The organism is Bacillus sp. UNC437CL72CviS29 (genome assembly GCF_000482345.1).
In the GTDB taxonomy this organism is placed as follows: domain Bacteria; phylum Bacillota; class Bacilli; order Bacillales; family Bacillaceae_G; genus Bacillus_A; species Bacillus_A arachidis.
The window spans coordinates 92359-111405 of the sequence record NZ_AXVB01000003.1 but is presented as its reverse complement, the minus strand read 5'-3'; the positions used below and the strand labels follow the sequence as shown (position 1 = coordinate 111405).

The 19047-nt window shown below is 35.2% G+C and carries 25 protein-coding genes and 1 pseudogene; 8 read left to right on the top strand and 18 right to left on the bottom strand.

Features of this window, described 5'->3' with window-relative positions:
• Positions 1–181 precede the first annotated feature (181 nt).
• From gcvPB to gcvT, 3 genes are read right to left on the bottom strand one after another with little or no spacing between them, the layout of a single operon-like run.
• Positions 182–1657 (bottom strand): aminomethyl-transferring glycine dehydrogenase subunit 2, encoded by a 1476-nt coding sequence (gene gcvPB, locus M014_RS0100620; RefSeq protein WP_026589956.1) that lies wholly within the window; start codon positions 1655–1657, stop codon positions 182–184.
• The gene (gene gcvPA / locus M014_RS0100615) at positions 1654–2997 is read right to left on the bottom strand and encodes an aminomethyl-transferring glycine dehydrogenase subunit 1 (protein WP_026589955.1); all 1344 of its coding nucleotides are present in this window, start codon (positions 2995–2997) and stop codon (positions 1654–1656) included. The genes gcvPB and gcvPA overlap by 4 nt, the downstream gene beginning before the upstream one ends.
• A 20-nt stretch (positions 2998–3017) precedes the next feature.
• Positions 3018–4118 carry a glycine cleavage system aminomethyltransferase GcvT gene (gene gcvT / locus M014_RS0100610; protein WP_026589954.1) on the bottom strand — a complete coding sequence of 367 codons (1101 nt, stop codon included), beginning with the start codon at positions 4116–4118 and terminating at the stop codon, positions 3018–3020.
• 349 nt (positions 4119–4467) lie between these two features.
• Here gcvT and M014_RS0100605 point away from each other — a divergent pair, with 349 nt between their 5' ends.
• On the top strand, positions 4468–6150 hold the full coding sequence (locus M014_RS0100605; RefSeq protein WP_026589953.1) for a DEAD/DEAH box helicase: 1683 nt from the start codon (positions 4468–4470) through the stop codon (positions 6148–6150).
• A complete protein-coding gene (locus M014_RS0100600; protein ID WP_026589952.1) occupies positions 6137–6949 on the top strand; it encodes a YqhG family protein in 813 nt (270 codons plus the stop codon). The genes M014_RS0100605 and M014_RS0100600 overlap by 14 nt, the downstream gene beginning before the upstream one ends.
• A 13-nt stretch (positions 6950–6962) precedes the next feature.
• Here M014_RS0100600 and M014_RS29475 read toward each other — a convergent pair whose 3' ends face one another.
• Both M014_RS29475 and M014_RS0100590 read right to left on the bottom strand, forming a co-directional pair.
• Positions 6963–7109: a hypothetical protein gene (locus M014_RS29475; protein WP_000064866.1), complete on the bottom strand. Its 147-nt coding sequence runs from the start codon at positions 7107–7109 to the stop codon at positions 6963–6965.
• A gap of 91 nt (positions 7110–7200) precedes the next feature.
• A complete protein-coding gene (locus M014_RS0100590) occupies positions 7201–7428 on the bottom strand; it encodes a hypothetical protein (RefSeq protein ID WP_026589951.1) in 228 nt (75 codons plus the stop codon).
• A gap of 84 nt (positions 7429–7512) precedes the next feature.
• On the opposite strand from M014_RS0100590, the gene M014_RS30410 reads away from it, so the two are divergent.
• The gene (locus M014_RS30410) at positions 7513–7620 is read left to right on the top strand and encodes a GTP pyrophosphokinase (protein ID WP_307802265.1); all 108 of its coding nucleotides are present in this window, start codon (positions 7513–7515) and stop codon (positions 7618–7620) included.
• Between the two features lie 354 nt (positions 7621–7974).
• Positions 7975–8607, top strand: a complete 633-nt coding sequence (locus M014_RS0100585) for a VC0807 family protein (protein ID WP_026589950.1) — start codon at positions 7975–7977, stop codon at positions 8605–8607.
• A gap of 166 nt (positions 8608–8773) precedes the next feature.
• On the opposite strand, the gene M014_RS0100580 is transcribed toward M014_RS0100585, so the two are convergent.
• The 9 genes and pseudogenes from M014_RS0100580 to comGA form a co-directional block, all read right to left on the bottom strand.
• Positions 8774–8974: a YqzE family protein gene (locus tag M014_RS0100580; RefSeq protein ID WP_026589949.1), complete on the bottom strand. Its 201-nt coding sequence runs from the start codon at positions 8972–8974 to the stop codon at positions 8774–8776.
• A gap of 35 nt (positions 8975–9009) precedes the next feature.
• Positions 9010–9507 carry a shikimate kinase gene (locus M014_RS0100575; RefSeq protein WP_026589948.1) on the bottom strand — a complete coding sequence of 166 codons (498 nt, stop codon included), beginning with the start codon at positions 9505–9507 and terminating at the stop codon, positions 9010–9012.
• A gap of 156 nt (positions 9508–9663) precedes the next feature.
• A complete protein-coding gene (comGG, locus tag M014_RS0100570) occupies positions 9664–10050 on the bottom strand; it encodes a competence type IV pilus minor pilin ComGG (RefSeq protein ID WP_026589947.1) in 387 nt (128 codons plus the stop codon).
• Positions 10047–10508, bottom strand: a complete 462-nt coding sequence (comGF, locus tag M014_RS0100565; protein WP_026589946.1) for a competence type IV pilus minor pilin ComGF — start codon at positions 10506–10508, stop codon at positions 10047–10049. Before comGF ends, comGG begins: the two co-directional genes overlap by 4 nt.
• Positions 10495–10854, bottom strand: coding sequence for a competence type IV pilus minor pilin ComGE (gene comGE / locus M014_RS29835; protein ID WP_231503886.1), 360 nt, complete (start codon positions 10852–10854; stop codon positions 10495–10497). Before comGE ends, comGF begins: the two co-directional genes overlap by 14 nt.
• Positions 10793–11236 (bottom strand): annotated as a pseudogene (comGD, locus tag M014_RS0100555) (competence type IV pilus minor pilin ComGD); the annotation flags it as partial. The gene comGE and the pseudogene comGD, both read right to left, overlap by 62 nt.
• Positions 11233–11535 (bottom strand): competence type IV pilus major pilin ComGC, encoded by a 303-nt coding sequence (gene comGC / locus M014_RS0100550; protein WP_026589944.1) that lies wholly within the window; start codon positions 11533–11535, stop codon positions 11233–11235. The gene comGC and the pseudogene comGD, both read right to left, overlap by 4 nt.
• Before the next feature lie 12 nt (positions 11536–11547).
• Positions 11548–12588, bottom strand: a complete 1041-nt coding sequence (gene comGB / locus M014_RS0100545; RefSeq protein ID WP_026589943.1) for a competence type IV pilus assembly protein ComGB — start codon at positions 12586–12588, stop codon at positions 11548–11550.
• On the bottom strand, positions 12575–13618 hold the full coding sequence (gene comGA / locus M014_RS0100540) for a competence type IV pilus ATPase ComGA (protein ID WP_026589942.1): 1044 nt from the start codon (positions 13616–13618) through the stop codon (positions 12575–12577). Before comGA ends, comGB begins: the two co-directional genes overlap by 14 nt.
• A 204-nt stretch (positions 13619–13822) precedes the next feature.
• On the opposite strand from comGA, the gene M014_RS0100535 reads away from it, so the two are divergent.
• The 3 genes from M014_RS0100535 (at position 13823) to M014_RS0100525 (ending at position 16403) form a co-directional block, all read left to right on the top strand.
• Positions 13823–14518, top strand: a complete 696-nt coding sequence (locus M014_RS0100535) for a helix-turn-helix transcriptional regulator (RefSeq protein WP_026589941.1) — start codon at positions 13823–13825, stop codon at positions 14516–14518.
• Between the two features lie 139 nt (positions 14519–14657).
• Positions 14658–14900 (top strand): DUF2626 domain-containing protein, encoded by a 243-nt coding sequence (locus tag M014_RS0100530; protein WP_026589940.1) that lies wholly within the window; start codon positions 14658–14660, stop codon positions 14898–14900.
• 87 nt (positions 14901–14987) lie between these two features.
• Positions 14988–16403 carry an L-cystine transporter gene (locus M014_RS0100525; RefSeq protein WP_026589939.1) on the top strand — a complete coding sequence of 472 codons (1416 nt, stop codon included), beginning with the start codon at positions 14988–14990 and terminating at the stop codon, positions 16401–16403.
• A gap of 347 nt (positions 16404–16750) precedes the next feature.
• Here the strand turns inward: M014_RS0100525 and M014_RS0100515 are convergent, their stop codons facing one another.
• Positions 16751–16966, bottom strand: coding sequence for a DUF3912 family protein (locus M014_RS0100515; protein ID WP_026589938.1), 216 nt, complete (start codon positions 16964–16966; stop codon positions 16751–16753).
• Positions 16967–17217: 251 nt separating this feature from the next.
• On the opposite strand from M014_RS0100515, the gene M014_RS0100510 reads away from it, so the two are divergent.
• On the top strand, positions 17218–17529 hold the full coding sequence (locus M014_RS0100510) for a hypothetical protein (protein ID WP_026589937.1): 312 nt from the start codon (positions 17218–17220) through the stop codon (positions 17527–17529).
• Positions 17530–17567: 38 nt separating this feature from the next.
• Here M014_RS0100510 and M014_RS0100505 read toward each other — a convergent pair whose 3' ends face one another.
• The 3 genes from M014_RS0100505 to M014_RS0100495 all read right to left on the bottom strand — a co-directional run bounded on the left by M014_RS0100505 (position 17568) and on the right by M014_RS0100495 (position 19030).
• Positions 17568–18059, bottom strand: a complete 492-nt coding sequence (locus M014_RS0100505; RefSeq protein ID WP_026589936.1) for a hypothetical protein — start codon at positions 18057–18059, stop codon at positions 17568–17570.
• Positions 18060–18243: 184 nt separating this feature from the next.
• Positions 18244–18621, bottom strand: coding sequence for a nucleoside 2-deoxyribosyltransferase (locus tag M014_RS0100500; protein ID WP_026589935.1), 378 nt, complete (start codon positions 18619–18621; stop codon positions 18244–18246).
• 106 nt (positions 18622–18727) lie between these two features.
• A complete protein-coding gene (locus tag M014_RS0100495; protein ID WP_090687494.1) occupies positions 18728–19030 on the bottom strand; it encodes a DUF3966 domain-containing protein in 303 nt (100 codons plus the stop codon).
• Positions 19031–19047: the final 17 nt, after the last annotated feature.

Sequence of the window (19047 nt, the reverse complement as noted above, 5' to 3'; positions counted from 1 at the left end):
CTAACAAAAATACACAATTTTATCAAACCGACTTTTTCAACAAAAAAGCCTAAAAAACAACTTTCCTCTACACTGTTACATAAAACATAAAAATTATTTACATTATTTTCATAATTTCTGCACAGATTCTCCACAAAAAAAAGAACCCGCGTATAGCGAGTTCTTTTCATTTCACATGTACTCAAACTTGTACAGGAGCTGGCTTTTGATAACGTAACACTGGTTTACGAGCAGCCATTGTTTCATCAAGACGTTTAATTACTGTTGTATGTGGTGCTTCTTGTACAACTTCTGGATTTTCTTCTGCTTCTTTTGCGATTTGAATCATCTTATCAATGAATCCATCTAATGTTTCTTTTGATTCTGTTTCTGTTGGCTCAATCATAATACATTCTTCCACGTTTAACGGGAAGTAAATTGTTGGTGGATGGTAGCCAAAATCAAGCAGACGTTTTGCGATATCTAACGTACGTACGCCAAGTTTCTTTTGACGACGTCCTGATAATACAAATTCATGCTTACAATGTCTATCAAATGGAAGATCGTAGAATGGTGCTAATCTTCTCATCATATAGTTTGCATTTAATACAGCATATTCTGTTACTGCACGTAGACCATCTGGACCCATAGAACGAATATACGTATAAGCACGAACGTTGATACCAAAGTTTCCATAGAATGGTTTCACGCGTCCAATCGCTTGTGGACGATCGTAGTTAAAGTGATAGCCATTTTCTGTTTTCTCTAAAATTGGTTTTGGTAAGAACGGAATTAAATCTTCTTTTACACCTACTGGGCCAGAGCCCGGACCACCGCCACCATGTGGACCTGTAAATGTTTTATGAAGGTTTAAATGTACAACGTCAAATCCCATATCGCCAGGACGTGCTTGGCTTAATACTGCATTTAAGTTCGCACCATCATAATACAATTTCCCACCCGCATTATGAACGATTTCTGCCATTTCTAAAATATTTTCTTCAAATAAACCAAGTGTATTTGGATTTGTTAACATAAGTGCTGCTGTCTCTTCATTCACAACACGTTTTAAATCTTCTAAGTCAACAAGGCCATTTTCATTTGATTTAACTGTAATTGTTTCAAAACCTGCTACTGTTGCAGATGCTGGATTTGTTCCGTGCGCAGAGTCAGGAACAATAACTTTTGTACGGTTATAATCACCATTTGCTTCATGATATGCACGGATTAGCATTAATCCTGTCCATTCCCCATGTGCACCAGCTGCTGGTTGAAGTGTAACAGTATCCATTCCTGTGATTTCAATTAAATGTTCTTGTAAGTCATACATTAATTCCATTGCACCTTGCACTGTTTTTTCATCTTGAAGCGGATGAATGTGTGCAAATCCTGGGAAACGTGCCACGTTTTCGTTAATTTTTGGATTGTACTTCATCGTACAAGATCCTAATGGATAGAATCCAGAATCAACACCGTGATTACGGTTTGAAAGCGCTGTGTAATGACGCATAATGTCTAGTTCAGATACTTCTGGAAGCTCTGCATCTTCTGAACGAATATAATCGTTCTCAAACACATCTTCTAATTTCACTTCTTCTACATCTAATTGGGGTAAGCTATATCCTACGCGTCCTTTTCTACTCATTTCAAAAATAAGTGCTTGGTCTTGGTTCTTCATTGGATAGCCCCCATTTCGTTTACAAGTGTGTCAATTTCTTCTTTTGTACGAAGTTCTGTTACAGCTAGTAGCATATGATTCTCTAATTCTTTATAATCACGGCCTAGGTCGTAACCACCGATAATATTCTTTTGTACTAATGCATCATTTACTTCTTGTACTGGACGCTTGCAATCTACAACAAACTCATTGAAGAATGGTCCGGCAAATATTACAGTAAATCCTTTTTCTTCAAATTGGCGTTTTGCGTATTGTGCCTTCGAAATGTTTTGGCGTGCCATTTCTTTCACACCTTGTCTTCCAAGCGCTGTCATTGCTACAGATGCCGCTAATGCATTTAGTGCTTGGTTTGAACAAATGTTAGATGTCGCTTTATCACGACGAATATGTTGCTCACGAGCTTGTAATGTTAGTACGAAGCCACGTTTGCCATCTGAATCCACAGTTTGTCCTACAAGACGTCCTGGAATTTTACGCATAAATGTTTTCGTTGTTGCAAAATAACCGCAGTGTGGTCCACCAAACTGTGTTGGGATACCAAATGGTTGTGCATCACCGATGACAATATCAGCACCCAATTTCCCTGGTGGTGTTAAAGCACCTAATGATAATGGGTTTGAAGAAACGATAAATAATGATTTTTGCTGATGAACGATTTTTTCAATAGCAGCTAATTTTTCCACTTGTCCGAAGAAGTTAGGATATTGAACAATTACACAAGCTACTGTATCGTCCACTTCACTTTGTAATACGTCTAAATCTGTTACACCGTTTTTATAATCAATTTCAACAACTTCAAGATGTTGACCTTTTGCATATGTTTCAAGTACCGCTCTTGATTCTGGATGAACTGCTTTAGAAACAAGAATTCTCTTTTTACGAGTATGACCTGCAGCTAGCATCGCTGCTTCTGCTAATGCCGTACCTCCGTCATACATAGAGGAGTTTGCTACATCCATTCCTGTTAATTCACAAATCATTGTTTGAAATTCAAAAATTGCTTGTAATTCTCCTTGTGAAATTTCAGGTTGGTATGGCGTATACGCTGTATAAAATTCTGAACGAGAAAGAACATGATCAACAATTACTGGAGCATAATGATCGTATACACCTGCTCCTAAGAAAGATGCATATTCTTTTAAGTTGGCATTTTTACGAGCCATATCAGACAGTTCTTTTAAAAGTTCTGGTTCTGACTTTGCTTGTTTAATGTTTAAATCCCCTTTGAAACGAACACTTTCTGGAATATCAGAAAATAATTCATCGATCGTTTGAACACCGATCGTTTGTAACATTTCTTTTTTGTCTTCTTCTGTCATTGGAAGATAACGATGCAACATGAAATCTACCCCTCTCCCCGTTACTTTGAACGTTTGTAAAATGGTGTTGGAACAACTACTGCTTTAACACGTTTATTACGAATCTCAATTTCTACTTCTGTATCAACTGCTGCGTATTTTACATCAACTAATGCTAAACCAATACTTTTCTTTAACGTTGGAGATTGTGTACCACTTGTAACTTCCCCGATTTTTTCTTCGCCTACATATACAGGATAATGTGTACGAGGAATACCGCGTTCAATTACTTCAATGCCGACTAATTTACGAGGTGCACCGTTTTCTTTGTATTCTTTTAATGTTTCTTTTCCAAAGAAATCTACTTCCTTATTTGTTTTTACTGCAAAGCCAATTCCAGCTTCAATTGGTGTAATATCTTTTGATAGTTCTTGACCATAAAGTGGAAGCGTTGCTTCAAAACGAAGTGTATCACGAGCTCCTAAACCACATGGTTTTAAGCCGTCTTCTTCTCCAACTTCAAGAAGTTTCTCCCAAAGTTTTGCAGCGTCTTCACTCTTGCAGTAAATTTCAAATCCATCTTCACCTGTATAACCAGTGCGAGATACAAGTGCAGGGGTACCGTCTACAAGAACTTCGTTTTTAAATTTAAAGAACTTAATCTCTTTTAAATCTTCTGACACAACTTTTTGTAAAATGCCTTCTGCTTTTGGTCCTTGAATTGCAAGCTGTGCAATTTCACTAGAAACATTGACTACCTTCGTATCGCCAATTACATGACTTGCTAACCATTCGTAATCTTTCTCGATATTCGATGCGTTGATTACTAATAAATAGTCTTCTTCACCACGCTTGTAGATTAATAAATCATCTACAGTGCCACCATTTTCGTAACACATTGCTGTATATTGTGCTCCTCCTACCTTTAAGGTAGAAACATCATTTGTAACAACACGTTGTAAAAATGCTAAACTATCTGTACCTGTGACTTCAACTTCTCCCATGTGAGACACATCAAACAGACCCGCTGCTGTACGAACAGCCTCGTGCTCTTCTTTAATGCTTGAAAATTGAACTGGTAATTCCCAACCACCAAAGTCGATTGTTTTCCCACCATACTTCGCGTAAACATCAAATAGCGGTGTACGTTGTAATGTAATCATGTTCTTTCCCCCTTATGCTGTCTATGACAAATCATTAAAAGTTGGCTTCCCGTATCTAAACATTTTTTATTCAGAAAAGATGGGATATACGGAATCTCAATGTATTTTTTTATGAAAGCGTAAATAAAAAAGTACTTTCTTGGATAAAATACGAAAGATTCCACACATTTCACAACATTATCCTAACATTTTTCGATCTATTTCATCAATATTCTAGCATAAAAAATAATTTGGAATTTTTTAATCTTACACTTACGAAAATGACTTCACCTAAAAACGCTAGAAATTAACGTTCTGGTGAAGGGTATAACAATAACCGTTTTAGTTTACAGAAGGTGGGAGAGTTTTAATGAATGTCGATATTTCCGTAGATCGGACTTGGAAAAATAATTTTTTAAAACGAATTGATGAGGACGGTCCTTGGACAAATTGGGAACTGTATAATTTAGCTTATGAAACAGAAAGATCGTTGCTTGTCCCTACATTTGATGGCTTGCAAGCACCAAAACATTTATCCCACTTCACACCGCTTCCTCATCAGTTGGAAGTCGCACAAACTGTGATTGAACAAATGAATGGAAAGGCAATACTAGCAGATGAGGTTGGACTTGGAAAAACAATTGAAGCGGGTCTGATTTTAAAAGAATATATGGTGCGAGGTCTTGTAAAAAAAGTATTAATACTCGTTCCTGCTTCCCTTGTTTCACAGTGGGCATATGAGTTGAATACAAAATTTTTTATCCCCGCTGTTGCTCAGAGGAAAAGTTATTCATGGGAGCAAGCTGATGTTATTGTTTCATCAATTGATACAGCAAAACGTTCACCTCATCGTGACATCGTTTTAAACTTAGAATATGACCTTATTATTATTGATGAAGCACACAAACTTAAAAATAACAAAACAAAAAACTATGAATTTGCACAACGACTGAAAAAGAAGTTTTGCTTATTACTAACTGCAACACCTGTTCAAAACAAAATTGATGAAATTTTCAATCTCGTTTCCTTATTAAAACCAGGACATTTAGGCAATCAATCTAACTTCGAGGAATATTATGCATCGAAAAATCGCTCAGCAGAGTCAGATGAAGATTTAAAAGCGCTCATTAATAAAGTGATGGTAAGAAATCGGCGAAATGGTACAGGTATCGAATGGCCGAAAAGGCATGTTCGCACAATATTTATTGATTTTAATGAGGAAGAGCAAGCGTTATATAATGCAATTGAAAATTGGAAAGGACAAGACGCTTTTACCTCTGCCTTTTCATCATTAACTTTGAAACGAGAAGTATGTAGTAGCCGTGAAGCAGTTTATTATTCACTCAAAAAACACGTGGAAAAAAGGAAAAAAGAAAATGTGAATTATATATCAGACCCATATATCGATGTTTTAATGGACAAAATCAACCATATTCCTTTTAATTCAAAAGCAAATCAAGCACTAGAGCTTATAAAAGAAATTAATGATAAAGTCGTCATCTTTACAGAATACAGAGCAACGCAAATGTATTTACAATGGTTTTTAAAACAGCATGGTATTTCATCGGTTCCCTTTCGAGGTGGATTCAAACGAGGAAAAAAAGATTGGATGAAAGAACTCTTCCAAAATCATGCGCAAGTGTTAATCGCAACTGAAGCAGGCGGTGAAGGGATTAACCTACAATTTTGTAGCCATATGATTAACTATGACTTGCCTTGGAATCCGATGCGGCTTGAACAGCGCATTGGACGTATTCATAGGCTTGGTCAAAAAAATGATGTTCATATTTATAACTTAGCAACGAAACATACAGTTGAAGAACATATTTTAAAACTTCTATATGAAAAAATTAATTTATTTGAGCGAGTCATCGGTGAACTTGATGAGATTTTAACAAGAATCAATATGAAAAATATCGATGCACATATTCAAGAAATTTTTGCAGGGTCAAAGAGCGAAGGAGAAATTCGAATCAAGATGGAAAATTTAACATCTATCATCGACTTCGCGAAGAGAAACGAAGCTGAGGTGCAAGGTTATGCAGCAACATGAAATTCATAATTACTTATGGGATTTTTTCGAAGCAAACGACTGTGAGATTTCCCAGCGTTCCCCTCATCTACTAGATGTACAATTAACAATTGAGATGGATAAACTATTGATGAATCGACCTTTTTATTGGCATTACCTCGAGAAAACAGGTGGTATCCCAAATCCGATGAAACTTACTCTCATTACAAACCCAGAGAGTGACAGTGAGGAAGGTGAGCTTATTCACTATGGCTCCCCTCGTCTACATCAAATTTTTCAAACAACAAAAGAACTCGGTTCATACATACGCTTATTCGAAGAAGTGAATTTAGGTAGTACAACTCATACACCACTTCACCCATGGCTTGGCGTCAATGTAAAAGTATGTTATCAATGCGATCGAAAGAAAGACATGCTTCATTCCATCGGGATTCATCTTATTTCTGGAACGATGATTACAAACTTTCATGAAACATTAGCGAAAATTCGGCTCACACCAAAAATACCGGATTTCAGTTTTACACTCACTCCAATTATTAAACCGCAAAGTGGACTACAGCGAATAGAAGATGCATTAAAAAACTTCATCGCAGCAGATGATCATACATGGGCTGAAGAAGCACGGGTACGTTGGAACCATGATTTATCGCTTCTTAATCGCTTTTATGAGGGAAGTGAAGAGCTTCCCGAAAGCTATGAAATAGAAAAGCAAGCCTTACAAGAACAATACGAACCGCGGATTACAATGCAAATTATAAATGGCGGACTCTTCTATGTAACCGCTAAACATTTTTTTCATGAGAAAAGCCCCTTCATATGAGAAGGAGCTTTTCTTATATTTTCCCATTATACTTCCGGCCATCATTATGTTCTTGTTGCTGTTTTTCTGTCATTCGCTTTTGATATTCCCTATCTTTTGCACTCACATGGTTTGCATCTGTTGGAAGATTCTTTTTTGAACGTCCTACGCCATTACTCATTTTTTTCACCCCTTATGTTTTTCAAATTCATTCTTATTGTCAGCTAGTGGTGCAATCCTTATACAAAAATAAGAGAAGCTTTTCGCTCCTCTTATTCCTTCACATATTTTTGAAACATATCGTGTAAGCCTTGATTTACAAGATAAGAGATCTGTTCGTCAGATTTATGCGGATAACGATCACGCAACCTGATAGATGCTTTCACCATTAAATTTTCTAATACAGAACGGCCACCTTCACCATAAATAATTTCAGCATATTCTACAAGCCTTCCATCTTCTATTGTTGCTGGATTATGATTGAAGAAAAATTTACTCATTGTCTCCACCTCTCTCTTTGATAACGTTTACATTTATATAGATTATTTATGTTATTTATTTCACAATATTGTATGCATGTATAGATGATTAGTTTCATTATAAAACAACATGACGATAGGAATAACTTAAGTTTTCGTCAATTTTGTGAACAAACCCTTAAAAATGAAAGCGTTTTAATTATTATATACTAAAAAAGATTACCACGCTAGGGGCAATCTTTTTTATTTCTACTAAATTATGACTTTTGCTTCATTTCGTACACGCTCAAAACGTTTCCGAAACATTAACCTATCACTTGTATACAAGTTCTCAAATTAAAATCACCACCGCGAAGAAGGGAAGATGATTTCACGTGTTTGCTTCTTTTTCTGTTTTTACTTGACATGAGGTAGGAATAAACTCTAATTACTTCTATGCATCGCTAAATCCTCTCTTTCAACTAAAAAGAAGTGGGATATCGTTTATTAACTTTAATTATCAACTAATCCTGTACAATATTCAGAAATTATATTGTAAAATATATCTATTACTTAAGGAGGTCTATAATGAATCAAAATAAGAAAGCCATATTCGATATTGTCTTTTACCTCGTCTTCCCTTTTGTCATTTGGAAATTTGCAAAAGCACATATTGATCCTTATTATGCAATGCTTATTTCCTCGGTACCGGGAATTCTTTATACACTGTACTGCTTTAAGAAAGAAAAACAGTTCAACGTTACAGGGTTCTTTATTTTGATTACCCTCATTGCTAACACGACAGTAGACATACTATCTGGCTCTGCTGCGCGAATGCTTTGGAACGACGCATATTATCATATCGTACTCGGCTGCATTGTCATCTGTACAATCTTTATTAAAAAACCGCTCATGTTATATTTCGCTGCTGATATCGCAGTCTTGCAAGGACATGACCGAGATAAAAGTCGCGCTCTTTACCGTGACAAACGTATATATCCGGCCTTGAAATATTTAACACTATTTTTCGGTCTCCAATTCATTTTAAAAAGCTTTTTAAAAATCTATTTCATTTCTGTTTTTGGTGTAGAAGGATATGGTGAAATGCGAGCAATCATGACCGCTGTTGGCTGGGGGATCTCCATATGTATTGGAATAGGATTTGTATGGGTTAATAATAAAATATACGCAGTAACTGAACAAACAGAATCTACACAATAAGTTGGAAACTATCAAAAGAAATAATAAAAATTCCCCAGTGCAATATTGCACTGGGGAATTTTTATTATGTCTCTCTGTTGAATCAATGACAAGTATACACCCATCGCCAAAATTGCCCTATACCGCCCTAGTATATTTACTAGTGGTAAATCATTCCACTCATTTATTAACTTGATTGCTTTCTTTTCTTCTTTACGTTTTGATAAAACAAAGCAGCACTAAGTGGTATCATACCAAACCATCTGTTTAAAAATGGTGCTTTTTCAGAGCGGCGTTGTTGTTTTTTCTGCTTTCGATCCTCTTTTGGAGCATCCATATATGATACAAATTGTTGCGTTACAAAACGCACATAATCATTAGTAGACATATTATCACCTCTACTTGATTAGTATGTCCATTTTTTTATTCATTAATCTTTTTCTCTAGTTCTTCCATAATCTCTTTCACACTTTTATTTGTTGTATCAATATGTATATCTGCTTCTTCATAATATACTCGGCGTTTTTCAAACTTCTCTACAAACGCCTCTATATTCTCTTTTTGAAATAATGGACGCGTTGTATCCCCGCGAAGACGTTCTGCAATAACATACGGATCACAATATAAATACACAATCGTTCCATTCTCTTTCATCCACTGACGATTCTCAGCTCGCTCAACGATCCCTCCACCACTTGTAATAATTAAGTCACTCGTCGGTAAAGAGCGCAGCATTTCGCTTTCATATTTGCGGAAAGAGCCCTCCCCTTCTTCCGCAAATATATCGCGAATCACCTTCCCTTGCTTCTCTTCAATTTTTTGATCTGTATCTACAACTGGAATATGCAGTTTCTCACTTAGCATTCTCCCAATTGTTGTTTTTCCGGCCCCCATATAGCCTGTTATATATATGGCCCTCATTTTGTTACCTCTTTTCTACCAAGTTGGTCCTTGTTTAATTATTTGTATTATAACGAAAGATGAGCTGATGTGGTTTATTTTATATACTACTTGCACAAATTACTAAAAAAACGTTTTGTCCTCAATCTTGTATCAAGAACAAAACGTACTTGTAATTCAACTTCCATTTCCTCGCTCTTCCGTCCAATTCATAACCTTTTTATTTGTTTTATCGTACTGAAAGTTCACCTTATAAGAACGGCGCTCTTTCGTCATACACTGCAAGGTAACAAAGATAATGTCATTCTCAAATACATATCTCCCACTCACTTCACCATTTTCATATTGAAAGGCAAACACATCATTTTGTTCTTTCTCCTGCAAATCTGCCTTTATCGAGATGATCGCTTGATCTGTAATCTCTTCTAACAAAAATTTCTGCTGCGCCTCTTTATAAAATCTTTGATCAGATTGCAACATATTTATCTCATATATAAAGAATGAAAACAGTAAGAAAAGGAGAATTAATGTACTGGGCAAAGCAAAACCATCTTGATTTCTCATGACTTCATCTCAGGGAGTGTGTATCGCGTTACTACCCCATGATACTTTTTTCCACTTATATCTTGCACATGTATGGATAGCATATATGGTGTTAAGTTATAAGAAACTGAACTTACTTTTTGTAATATAATTTCCCTTCCTAGTGTATTTACTTTTCTCACAATATTATTTCCTAACATTTCATATGTGATATTATCACCATTACTCATTTGAAAAAGTATTATATTTCCTTCGTCCCCTAACTGAACATTACTCCTCAGTTGAAATTCTCGAAACTCTAATTGTACTTGCTCCATGAACACATCCCATTCCCAACTGTTTATCTGCTTCGAATATGGTTTCTCAATAAATAAACTATGAAGGCGCGGCACAAGAAGAAAGAAAATAGATAAAAACAATAAACATAACATCATTTCTAATAAAGTAAACCCTGCTTCTATCTTTTTATTTTTTAACATGGCGACATTGTTCTATTCTCCTTTGTTTCGTATCTCTCCAAATTGTACAAGCCTCTTCTCCTCGCAAATAGGTCACATACATAACGCCATCTATCATCTCCTCTTTTTGCTGCTTCAACTGATTTTGATGCATATATAATGCCGCTTCCCTTTTCAGCAATACATATGCTTTATATCGAAGTTGAATATTTTTTCTTTCTTGCATGATGAGAAGTGTTTGGGGAAGCACTAACGACACAGCCAACATCAATAAACTTAACGATACGATCATTTCGATCATAACTGACCCTTTTTGGCACTTCACGATAGGTAAATCTCCCTCTTCCAAGTTGAAATACAATTTCATAAGTGCGTGCACGATAAAAAAGTAGAATTGTACCACCTTGGTTTATATTTCCGTTTGCATTATAAGTCATTGGGTTCGGAAAAGTATTTAAATCAACCTTTATATCACGTTCATATTCCCGGAGCATAAGGGCACGTGCATCTCCTGATTCCCAAATACTGTACATATGTTTCTCAGGGACCCACCGCAACATATACAGATTCCGGTGGTTTATAGCTAACTGCTGCATATACAAAATATCTTGTGAGAATTGTCTAAAAAAACGTTCGACCTTTTGCCTCTCATATAACGGAGCAACGTTAAAATAAGTAACAATGCTTAATATAGAAATGATAGATAAGACGAGAAGCATCTCTAAAAATGTAAAGCCCTTTTGTTTCACGATTTACCAACCGATACTGTACCGTCCTCACTGGAAATACTAATTGGCTCCCCTTTTGGACACGTTGTAGAAGTAATGTATTTTTCGTTTATTAAATCATCTATTGTTGGTATCTTATTCTTTTCTAACTGGTACGCTTGTACTTGCGCTTCAACAGACTTCACATAAGCGTCACAACCTTTTCCTTGTACAGAAGAACGTTGTTTAATGACATTTGGAATAATTAATAACAGCAATACCGAGATAACAACCATCACTAATAACATTTCTAAAAGAGTAAATCCTTTTTCATTCTTCATGTAAACTACCTCCTAAATAGAATTCATCATTTGAAACATCGGCATAATCATCGCTAAATACATAAGAAGAACAATTATGCCAATACATGTAAACAAAAGCGGCTGAATAATAACTAAAATACGTTGAATCTTTTCTTCCATTTTTTCAATCGTTAATTCACTATAATCACCTAATTCTGTCGCTAAGTTTCCGTTTGCTTGTCCATGCGCAATAACGTAAGACAGTTCACGCTCATAATAACTGCTCTTCATAATAATAGAATCCAACTGTTCTCCCGCAATTAACAACTCTTCAATCCGAGTGGCTTCACATTGAAAAAACGAATGATGTTTTTGTTCCATCATTAATGTTAGAGCTTCAAGTACCGATAATCCTCCTTGTAGTAAGCCGCTTAATTGAACAGAGAAATAATGAGAATTTGTTAAAATAAGAAATGTATTTATAAGGGGAATACGCACCATAATATTTACCCTTTGAATCGGAGGAAGCTTTCGTAGATAAAACACGTATACACATACTCCAAGTGCAATAACAAGAAAAAATCCGCTCATTATACATGGAAGTATTTGGATAAAATTAATAATCTGATCAGTAAAAGAAGCAGAGGTTGCACGTAAAGAACTGTACAATGTCTCAAATTGAGGAAGCAAAACAAGGTTAAATACAGCAAGAATTCCTAGTAAAAAAAGAGATAAAAAAATCGGATAACGGAGAACTTTCATCATATCCTTTTGATGCTTCTCCTTTCTATGAAGGAGTACACTTCCTTGCTTTAAAGCAAAAGAAACATCACCGTGTTGCTGCGCATAAAATAAATAACTTAATATGTCTGGATGAAACATCATTTGATGAAAAGCATCGTGTAAACTTTGTCCATTTTTTAATTCTTCGATAATATGCTGCAGTTGTAGCCGTTTTGTAGAGGACAATTGAAACTGTAAAAATTCTAGCGCTTGTAAGAGAGGATAGCCTTTTTCTAACAATTCTCCAAGTCTTCTTAATAACAAGACTTGTTCATGTAATCGCCATCCTTTTCGCTCAAACATAAACATCCTCTTCTAAAAAACCTAGGGCATATCCTTTTCTTATACATGATTGCAATGTTTCATAATGATAAGTTACACGCTCTCCATTTGCTTCACGAATAGCCTGTTTCAATTCATGGCCATATAACAACTCGTAAATACTAGCTTGCCGTACCTGCCTCATCGCTTTACATAATGGCGAACATTTTCCTTTGCAAAATGGACACTTCAATTCCACAAGACGCTGCGCTGCCACTGCAAGCAATGATTGTTCAATTTCTTGCCGCGTAATCCCATAATCCATCAAACGTAGCACAGCCCCTTTTGCATCGTTTGTATGCAACGTTGTCATTACTAAATGACCTGTTAAACTCGCACGCACAGCTACTTTTGCTGTTTCTTCATCACGAATTTCACCGACTAAAATAATATCAGGATCATGGCGCAGAATCGCTTTTAAACCTGTTGTATATGTGATACCGGCCTTTTCATTAATTTGAATTTGTAATAAACCATCCTTTCGCTTTTCGATTGGATCCTCAAGTGTAACAATACGCCGCGTTTGTCCCTTTTTCGCTACCTCTAGCAAAGCATACATTGTCGTTGTTTTCCCAGATCCTGTCGGACCAGTAAACACGAGTAATCCATGAGAATGATGTAAAAAAGAGAGAAGTGTTTTTGCCGAACTTGGAAATAAAGAGAGATGGGAAAGTGGTTGAATCGATGCTTGCAAATGCAAACGAATAACGAGACTTTCTAAATTCATAGTTGGCAGTGTAGAGAGACGCAGGTGAACTTCTTGTCCATCAATTTGTAAATACAATGATCCATTTTGTGGCTTACGTCTTTCCCCTATATCCATAGACGCTAAAAATTTAAAATGTGAAACAAGTCTTTCCCCAAATTCTTTTCTAATACAATGCTTCGTTACCAAATCTTTTCCAATTCGCAATTGTATAACTGCATCTTCTTGCCGCGGCACAATATGTAAATCAGATGCCTGTAATGTACATGCTTCTTTCATAATTGTATTGGCAAAATGTTCAACACCATTCATCGTTATCCCTCCTCACAATGTATATATCACAAAGGAAAATATAAGAAAAATCGTAACTTTACCTTTTTCTCTACTAGAAAAAGGTAAAATATGTTTGTGAAATTATGAACAATTTCTGAATTATTGACTAAAATCACCTATATGCAACTTTATCTGTATTATAATGTTAATATCTTGGATAAAGTGATAAAGGTGGAGATCCTCATGGAACAAGCTTTAAAAATTACAGGTGTACTATCTGATCCAACTCGTTATTATATTTATAAATACATTTCTCAAAAGCATAGTTACGTAACCGTACAAGAAATTGCAGATGAATTTAATATCCATCCAAACGTAGCACGTCTACATTTATCAAAATTAGAAGATGTTAATATGTTGAAATCTGAAACGAAGAAAACAGGAAAAGGCGGAAGACCAAGCAGATTATATGTATTGTCTGAAGACTTAATTCAATTGCAATTCCCATTTCGCGATTATCAATTATTAGCGAAAATCACTTTTAATTCATTACTAAGCCTCGGTGCAGCCGGTGAAAAGGCACTATATGAAACGGGCAAACAATTTGGTAAAGAATTGATGGAACAACACATGCAGCGTTTAAATGTTAATAAAGATTCATTAACATTAGAACACAAAGTTCAAATTGCAAAAGAAGCGTTATCAACTGCTGGCTTATCCCCTTCCTTTGAATTAAGCACAGATGGCACACAAATTTTCTATGACGTGTACAATTGTCCATTTAAGGAAATTGCCGTTCATCACCCTGAAGAAGTTTGCCATATGCATAGCGATATGATGAAGGGGATTTTTGGAACTTTATTTCCGGACATGGAATTAACACGACATGAGAACTTATTAGATGGATGCAAGTCTTGTAACTACAAAGTCCAACTATAATTGTTTTTATATGAAATTATGTCAAAAAGAAGTCAATTTGATTTGGCTTCTTTTCTTTTTTTCGCAAATATTTACAATAATGAGAAAAATAAATTATAATGAGGAGAGGTTTACTTTTTTAGAAAAGGAGGGAGATTGCATGGAGCGCATGTTTCGCGTTCTCGGCTTTTGGACTGGAATTTTCTCGGTTATGTTTTACTTAGGGGATATGCATACAACTGCACTATTATTTTTAGGACAAACAGGATTTTTCGTACTTTTAAGTTATTTGAAATTAACAGAGCGTATGTATATATACGTATTCGGGGCCTATTTAACGGTTTTCTTCATTGGATTTACATACTACACAACATTTCTACTTGTCCCTGGCGCTGGGCATTAAAAGGATGGCAATTTGCCATCCTTTTTTTATTTTCCTCAATTACCTAGTTGACTTATAGGTTTTGTTGAAATATATTTTATATAACAGATGGAATTAGGGGGAATTATTATGAATACACTGCTAGTCGGAATTAACATAGTGGTCATGCTTATATTAGTTGGCATTTTATATTATATGCAACGTAAGCATGTATCTTTTAATAAACGCGTATTTACTGCTTTAGGGGTCGGAATTGCATTTGGTCTTATTTTACAATTCATTTATGAACCTACTTCTAAAGTTATCGTGGATTCAAATAACTGGTTTAGCTTAATTGGTAGTGGTTATGTGAAATTACTACAAATGATTGTTATGCCACTTGTTTTAGTTTCTATTATCTCAGCATTTACAAAATTAAAATTAACAAGTAACCTTGGTAAAATTAGCGGACTTATTATTGGCATTTTAATCCTTACAACTGGAATCGCTGCCGCTGTTGGTATCGCCGCAAGCGCAGGTTTTGACGTTCAAGCTACTGGTTTACAACAAGGTGATGCAGAAACAGCTCGTTTGAAATTAGTGGAAGAAAAATTTAGTTCAATTGAACAAACACCAATTCCACAAAAATTATTAGAATTATTACCTACAAATCCATTTCTTGATTTAACAGGTGCACGTCCAACATCAACAATTTCTGTCGTAATCTTTGCAGCGTTTATTGGAATCGCCTTTATTGGTGTAAAAAGAAAATATCCAGAACAAGCTGAACTATTTAAAAAGATGCTCGATGCTGTATATGCTATTGTAATGCGTATGGTAACGTTAATTTTACGCCTGACTCCATACGGTGTATTAGCTCTTATGACAAAAACAGTCGCTGGTAGTGATGTGAATGCCATTTTAAAACTCGGTAATTTTGTTTTAGCATCTTACGTAGCACTTATCGTTATGTTTATTATTCACTTATTATTAATCGCTCTATCCGGTTTAAACCCAGTTCAATATTTAAAAAAGGTATTTCCAGTATTAACATTTGCCTTTACTTCTCGTTCTAGCGCAGGTACAATGCCATTAAATATTGAAGCACAAAAAGAAAAACTTGGTGTATCCGAAGGAATTGCAAACTTTGCCGCTTCCTTCGGTGTATCTATCGGTCAAAATGGTTGTGCAGGTATTTATCCAGCTATGCTCGCAATGATGGTCGCTCCAACAGTAGGTATCGATCCATTACAACCACAATTCATTTTAACTTTAATCGCTGTTGTCGCTATTAGCTCTTTCGGAGTTGCCGGTGTAGGTGGCGGCGCAACATTCGCAGCATTAATCGTACTTTCAACAATGAACTTACCAATCGGAATTGTTGCTCTTCTTATTTCTGTTGAACCATTAATCGATATGGGCCGTACAGCTCTTAATGTAAGCGGATCAATGACAGCAGGTCTTATTTCTAGTAAATGGCTTGGTGAATTAGATCATGAGACATATAATCAAGAGGATGTAAAAAGTAAGGAAGTCGCTTCATAAGAAAGAGGGAACTTTCATGAAAAGGAATGCTAATTCATTTGCATTCCTTTTTTATTCCCTATAATCACTATTTTACATAACTAATCTGCTTCTTTTGCCCCAAAAGATCCAATTCCTTCACATTGTTTTCTGGATTTCCCATTAAAATATTTCGTTTCAATATTGCTACAATATTTCATTTCTTCTTTACTAAATAAACGTAAAAAAAGAGGATATACGCTCTTTTTTGAACATAATCCTTCTCAATATTGCCTATTGATGGATGTCAAAACTTCTTTCTATTATTCAAAGCGAACCTTTTCTCTTACAAAATAAAAATTAACGTTTCACTTCACAACCCGTCCTTTTTACAAATAGCCATTTTGCTCGCACCACTCATGAAATTGCCGCACATCTACCCCCACTAAAACAATATCTTTTAGTTCCACATCAACGATTTGTTCGTCAATAACAAGGAAAAAATTCGATCCCTCCTGCTTTCCTTTTTGCTTTACAATTCCAATTCGATTCCGGTACGGTCCGTCTTTTATATATGCTTTTTGCCCTATAATATCAAAATTCAAAATTTTCACCTCTTTTACTACGCTCAACTTCGGAATACTACCTTCTTTTCAGAAATTTCCCTTTCATTGCACTATTTCTGTATATATATGATAAAAAAGTAAAAGAGTCCTTCCTTTATTACAATTATTTTTTCTTTGTTTCATTTTGATAAATTATATGTAAAAAATATGCAAACAAGCAATTGAAAACGCTTTCTTTTGCCATTTTCATGTTATAATAGAAAAGCAGAACTTCGCAAAGAGGGAGAAAAATGGATATAACAATTATTACAAAAGTAATCGAAGCATTAAAATCATATGGATTTCAAGATGTAACATACTGTGAAGAAGCAAAACAATTTCTATTTCATAATCAAACAGATATCATGAGCGGCTATGCAGAAATCACATATAGTAGTCAATTTGAAAAGTTTAACGTGCAAATTCATCCGATTGAAACGCACCACCAAGCAGAGTTACAAGAAGTTGAAAAACACATTCAATCTTGTATACGAAAAGTCGAGTATTTGAATGCACTTCTTACAGGACAAAAAAAATTAACTGACAAAGTAATTATTATGTAAAAAAGAACGTGATCATCTCACGTTCTTTTTTATTTTCATTATTGTATATTCATCTTCTCTTTCAATTGTAAACTCGTCACAGACTCTAATGCATTCATTGCTTCTCCAATTGTCATATCAAAAATTGTCTTATCTTCTATATATGGGAACTGTCTAAAACGCTTTTCGATCATTTTTACTGCATCAGATGTAAATATTGCACTATCTATACCAAATTCTGTTTCAAGGAGAACGATCCAATCTAGAATATGAAATCCTAATCCATTTACAAATGAAATGAGCTTTTCCTCAGGTTGCGAAGATAAGAATACGTGACGTTCCATTTCACTAAAAAGTTCTTCTCCTAAAATCTCTGCAAGCTCTTCATCATGTTCACGATTTACAATTTCGTCATACCCGTAATCGTCTGCAAGTTCTTCTACTTCTTCCCCATCCACACAAAGTAACTGGCTACGCAGCGCACCTTTTTTGAATGCACTTGTTTGTACAACTTCTAAGAAGTTTGTTTCCCATCCTCGTTCTAGTTTCATATTCATAACTCCTTTATTTTTAAATATATCCTTTAATTACTTTTCTCTTTCGCTGTTTAATTACATCTTCTCAAATTCTTGGATAGAAGAGAAGCCTTACACATTAATGGCTATTCCAACAGCTTTCATTGTTCCCAGTTTTGAAATATTTTAAAATTATCGTATATCGTATTCGAAATCTGCGTTATACATCACCTTGATTCATAACGTAGGATACAAATCCCGCCACATCCCCCTCAAAAATCTTTACTTCTGGTAAATGGTAAAACGTTGTTTGTAGCAGATTATTTTTATGATACAGATAGACTTTCTTTTCTAAAGCAATTGCCATACCAAGTTCTATATGGCTACCATTTCCTCCATCTAGTAAAAGCAGAAAAACATCCGCAGCTTGAATTGCCTGTCTTTCTGCTTGACCAATCTTCTGTAATTGTTTCCTATTCGTTGCTCTTTCATTTTGAGTCCAATCATATGTATGGTGCCATCCTATTTCTTTCAGTTTACTCGCTACAAATTGAACAAGATGTTTATTTTGAAAACTCGATGCTATATAGAAATTCACCTTAATTAACCCCTTACCTTTATAAACCTAAAGGGAAACTCTTTTTTAGCGTTCATGATAATAAATATAGAAGGATTTCGCCAAAAGAAATCCCCACCTTTAAAACTTATTTTACGTTTAAGTGGTGGGGCACCTCATGATTTTCTCTTATTTTTTGTTTTTTATCACTTTCATCAGCTAACATTTCTAACTCAGCTGTTATTTCTGATTTCTCTAAGTTTCGTTCTTGTGAAAATTTTCTTGAAATGTAAACAATAACACTACCAACATACAAAACAAAACATATAATCAGAGCAGCATTTTCATAGAGACTCAGCTCCAACACAGTCACTCCTAATCCATTCGTATTTTCACGCTCAAAGAACTGAAATTCCCCTATTAAATCTCTGTTATTGTACCATAAATACAATAATTCTTCGAACCTTT